General features: G+C 68.6%; 7 protein-coding genes. 5 read left to right on the top strand and 2 right to left on the bottom strand.

What is annotated here, in order from left to right; translation table 11 throughout:
* Positions 1 to 419, bottom strand: a 419-nt coding sequence (locus ID132_RS08590; protein WP_193128363.1) for a PRC-barrel domain-containing protein, incomplete at its 3' end; no start/stop codon positions are given.
* Positions 420 to 861: 442 nt separating this feature from the next.
* Here ID132_RS08590 and ID132_RS13165 point away from each other — a divergent pair.
* The 5 genes from ID132_RS13165 to ID132_RS08570 all read left to right on the top strand — a co-directional run bounded on the left by ID132_RS13165 (position 862) and on the right by ID132_RS08570 (position 4000).
* Positions 862 to 1284: a hypothetical protein gene (locus tag ID132_RS13165; RefSeq protein WP_211198350.1), complete on the top strand. Its 423-nt coding sequence runs from the start codon at positions 862 to 864 to the stop codon at positions 1282 to 1284.
* A 24-nt stretch (positions 1285 to 1308) separates the two neighbouring features.
* The gene (locus ID132_RS08580) at positions 1309 to 2037 is read left to right on the top strand and encodes a B3/B4 domain-containing protein (RefSeq protein WP_235988422.1); all 729 of its coding nucleotides are present in this window, start codon (positions 1309 to 1311) and stop codon (positions 2035 to 2037) included.
* The gene (locus ID132_RS14860; protein WP_328743984.1) at positions 2034 to 2624 is read left to right on the top strand and encodes an EamA family transporter; all 591 of its coding nucleotides are present in this window, start codon (positions 2034 to 2036) and stop codon (positions 2622 to 2624) included. The genes ID132_RS08580 and ID132_RS14860 overlap by 4 nt, the downstream gene beginning before the upstream one ends.
* Positions 2555 to 2887, top strand: coding sequence for an EamA family transporter (locus ID132_RS13960; RefSeq protein ID WP_328743996.1), 333 nt, complete (start codon positions 2555 to 2557; stop codon positions 2885 to 2887). Before ID132_RS14860 ends, ID132_RS13960 begins: the two co-directional genes overlap by 70 nt.
* 114 nt (positions 2888 to 3001) lie before the next feature.
* Complete coding sequence (locus ID132_RS08570) at positions 3002 to 4000, top strand: alpha/beta hydrolase (RefSeq protein WP_125107157.1); 999 nt, start codon at positions 3002 to 3004, stop codon at positions 3998 to 4000.
* A gap of 121 nt (positions 4001 to 4121) precedes the next feature.
* Here ID132_RS08570 and ID132_RS08565 read toward each other — a convergent pair.
* The coding region (locus ID132_RS08565; RefSeq protein WP_459562465.1) for an MmyB family transcriptional regulator at positions 4122 to 4332 on the bottom strand (211 nt) is incomplete at its 5' end.

Raw genomic sequence — 4332 nt, 5'->3', positions numbered from 1 at the left:
TCACGCGCATCCGCGTCGCCCTGGCGAGCATTGGTGTCGCGCGCATCCCGCTCACCGTCGCGCGTATCCGTCCCTGGCACACCGGCGTTGCCGCGCACCGCGTTCGGGTTGTCGATGCCGTAATAGTGGAAAAGTTCGTTCTCTTGCTCCACCGAGAGCTCGCCGTCGGGGCCGATATTTGGCGCATCCTTAATGAACGACTTCTCGTACGGCACGACGAGTCCGCCGCTGTTGAACTGCGCGTTGGCGAGCGGAATAAAGGTCTCGTGACTGCCGAAGAGACCCGTGTTCACCGTGACCCACGAGGGCTCCTCGGTGCCGTCGAATACGTAGACATTGTTGACGCCACCGAGCTTGTGCCCGGCGCTGTCGTAGACATCGGCGTTGGCAAGATCGCTAAAGGTGTTTTGGTTCGTCATAGTCAGTTGCCTCCCGACAGGATTGGCGATTGTCGCGAGCACAGGTTTGCTCGCTCGTATCTCTGACTAACGAACCGGCCTCGGTGGCACATGAGCGCTTGGTGAGAAAGCTGGGAATCCTCACACCGCGCCATCAGCCGCGAGCGCGCAGGTCAACCGCGCAAGACGCCCACTAGGTCGGCGAACTCGGGGTCCTCACCGAGCTCGACGAGCGCTGCTTCAAGCGCGGCATCATTGAGTGGACGTGGAGCTTCGAGCAGCTCGCGGCCCGCCTCGGTGACGTCGGCATTCGCTCGGTCGTCGCGGCCGAACTCGCCGAGCCCGAGCGCCGCTCGAAGGCGGTCGCCGCCATGTTCAGCGGTATCGCCCTCGCGAACCTCGCCNGCTCGGCACCTGGCTCGGCCACGAGCTTGGCTCGCGCGCGACCTTCCTCGCCACCCCGGTGCTCGGCATCGCCATGATCGCGGCGCTTGCGACGCTCATCTCCCACCTGCCGACGCCCACGGGCGTGCGCTTGCGCCACGAGGCCGCCGCCCTCGGCAACCCGCACGTGCTGCTCGCGCTGTTCATGACCCTGCTCGGCTTCGGCGGTGTCTTCGCTGCGCTCGTCACGGCCGGGGTCGAAACCGACGTGCTCGGCATTTGGTACCGCCACATCACCGACGCCCAGCGCGCGGAGGTGACCGCGGCGCATCCGCGCCCCGACTTCAAGAACCGCATTCTCGCCGCCTTTACCGAGGGCAATGTGCACCGCCCCGACACGACCTTCGGCAACGTGAACGCCGATGTGCTCGCGCACTTCTTGCCCGGCTACGAGCGCACCGACTTCGTCGAGATCATCCGCAACAGCGACTGGGCCGAGTAGCCCCGCCGCCGCGAACGAGCCCGCATGCCTAAGCCGATGACCCCGAGTGAGTTTCTCGTCGCCGCGAGCGTCGCACCCGAGGTGTTCGAGTTGCGCCCCGACTACCGGGCGATGCTCGTGGTGATCGAGGGCCTCACGCCCGCGATCACCACGCAGGCGGGCGACGGCACGGTGGCGACGCTCATCGCCGAGGCCGAGACGCACGCCACTGAACTGCTCGCCGACACTCCCGTCGACGAGCTGCCGCACATCGCAGCGTGGCGCGAGGCGTACCGCGCGTTCGGCGCGAAGCCGCAGCGCACCCGCAACAGCCTCGAGGCGCTCACCCGTCGGGCCGCGCAGGGGCTCCCCCGCGTGAACGCCCTCACCGACGTCTACAACGCAACCTCGGTGCTGCACCAGATTCCGTTCGGCGGCGAAGACCTCGCCCGCTACCAGGGCGCGGCGCGCCTCGCTCGCGCGAGCGGCACGGAAGCCTTCGACACCGTCGCGGGCCGAGAGCCCGCCACCGAGCATCCCGAGGACTGTGAGGTCGTCTGGCGCGACGACGCCGGCGTCACCTGCCGTCGCTGGAATTGGCGGCAAGGGCGCCGCACCGGGCTGAGCGACGACACGCAGACGGCATTCTTCATCCTCGATGCCCTCGCGCCCGCGAGCGATGCCGAGGTCGAGGCGGCGGCGGATGCACTGGTCGAGGCGCTGCGCGGGCTCGGCTCAGAGGTGCGCGCGAGCCGTCGCCTGATCGGCGCATGATGGGCACCACACGGAAGGCGATCGCGGTGCCGCCGTGGTCGATGGCGGTCGCGGCGATGCTCGCGATTCAGCTCGCCAATGCCCTGTCGGTGCCCGTCATCGAGCAGGTGGGCCCAGCGGGCACCGCATGGCTGCGCATGTCGTTCGGGGTCGTGTTTCTCTGGCTGATTGCCAGGCCGGCGATCCGCTCGATTCGCCGCAAGGATGTGCCGGCGCTCATCGGCCTCGGTGTCGTGACGGGTATGATGACGACGTTCTTCCTCGCTGCGGTCGAGCGCATCCCGCTCGGTACCGCCGTCGCGATCGAGTTCCTCGGGCCGCTCATGGTGGCCGGGCTCATGAGTAAGCAGCGCAAGTCGCTCATATGGTCGGCGCTCGCGCTCGTCGGCGTCGTGCTGCTGACCGAGCCGTGGCGCGGTCACATTGACCTCGTCGGCGTCGCCTTCGCCGTCACGGCGGGCGTCTGCTGGGGGCTGTACAACGGCTCACGCAGCACGTCGGCGACCGCTTCGCGGGCATCAGCGGCCTCACGCTCACGATTCCGGTCGCGGCGCTCGCCACCCTGCCGGTCGGCCTGCCGCAGGTGATCGGCGGCGAGTTCACCTGGTGGCTCCTGCCCGTCACTGCCGGCATCGCCCTCATCACGCCGGTGATCGCGTTCGGGCTCGAGATGCTCGCCCTGCGCTGCATGACCCACACCGCCTTAGGCACGCTGCTCTCAATCGAACCCGCCTTCGGCATCCTCATCGGCGTGGTCGTGCTCGCGCAGCAGCCCACGCTGATGCAGCTTGTGGGCGTCACGATCGTGATTGTCGCGGGGCCGCGGCGCAGCGTGGCGGGCGCCGCGTGATCGAGCCCGCGCCGGCCGTCACGTCACCGCAACCAACGGATGCGTAGGGTCGCCCGAGGTGCCCCGGCACGTTCCCACGCATGACCGGTTCGGCGCTGTCGTAGGCTGAATCGCATGGCTAGCGAGTGGCGTCCCGATGTGCTCGGTGCCCCGTTCGAGCAGCTCACGCTGACGCTCGCGCCCGACGACGAAGGCGAAGTCGAGGCGACGCTCGTGCGGCTGCTGCCGCCGAAGCGTCGATGGTGGGCGCCACGCGAACCCCTTGATGATGTCGACGTGCTCTATGTGCACGGCTGGTCGGACTATTTCTTTCAGCGCCGACTCGCCCGCTATTGGGCCGACCGCGGGGCGCGATTCTTCGCCCTCGACTTGCGCAAGTATGGCCGCAGCCTGCGCGAGCACCAGACCCCGGGCTACATCACCGATCTCGCCGCCTACGACGAAGACCTCGCCGCCGCGCTCGCCGCGATGGGCTGGTCGGTGTACGAGCCCCGTACCGACCGCCGCCTCGTACTCATCGGCCATTCAACGGGTGGCCTCACCCTGAGCCTCTGGGCCGCGCGCCACCCGGGCGTCGCGTCGGCGCTCATCCTCAACAGCCCCTGGCTCGAGTTTCAGCTCAGCGGCATCACGCGCGGCGTGATCTCGCCCGTGCTCGATCTGCAGTCGCGGGTCCGCCCGCTCAGCACCTCGCCTCAGGTCGACTTCGGCTTCTACTCGCGCGCCCAGGCGGAGGTCGCCGACCCCGACGACCTCATGGATGTGTATCTCCCCTGGCGCCCCGCGCAGACGATGCCGGTGCACACGGGCTGGCTCCACGCGATTTTGAGCGCTCACGCGCAAGTCGCGAAGGGGCTCGGTATCGCCGCGCCGATCTGCGTGTTGCTCTCGCAGCGCTCCGCCGTGCCCGCCCGCTGGTCGGAGGACCTCACTCGCGCCGACACGGTGCTCGTCGTCGACGACATCGCGCGCGCCTCACTCAAGCTCGGGTCATCGGTCACCGTCGAGCGCATCGACGGTGCGCTCCACGACGTCTTTCTCTCGAGGCGTGAGGCACGCAATGAGGCGTATGCCCGCCTCGACCGATGGGTGACGGGATGCCTCGCCCGCTAGACGCTGCGCCGCCGAAAGGCGCGCGAAGGGCAAGGCACACCTCTCAAGATGAATCTCCGCTGCGACTCAGCCGGGGTTCGCGTCGGCGCGGTCGCGGGCCGCTGAAGTTCGATTCGCGCCGTCAGCCGCCCGGCCGCTCGGCCCTCGCATCCGCCATCGCGGCATCGACGGCCGATGGCGCCGCCCAGCTCGCGAGCATGCCCAGCGCATCCGCCGAGGGGCTGCCGGGTTCGACGGTGTAGACGAGCATGACGAGCCCGGGGTCGGTCGAGAGCGCGAACGACTCGTATCCAAACTCGAAGTCGCCAATGTGGCTCTTCGCAGTTGAGGGT

Source organism: Gulosibacter sediminis, from assembly GCF_014904065.1.
GTDB lineage: Bacteria > Actinomycetota > Actinomycetes > Actinomycetales > Microbacteriaceae > Gulosibacter > Gulosibacter sediminis.
This window is presented reverse-complemented; position numbering and strand designations above follow the sequence as displayed.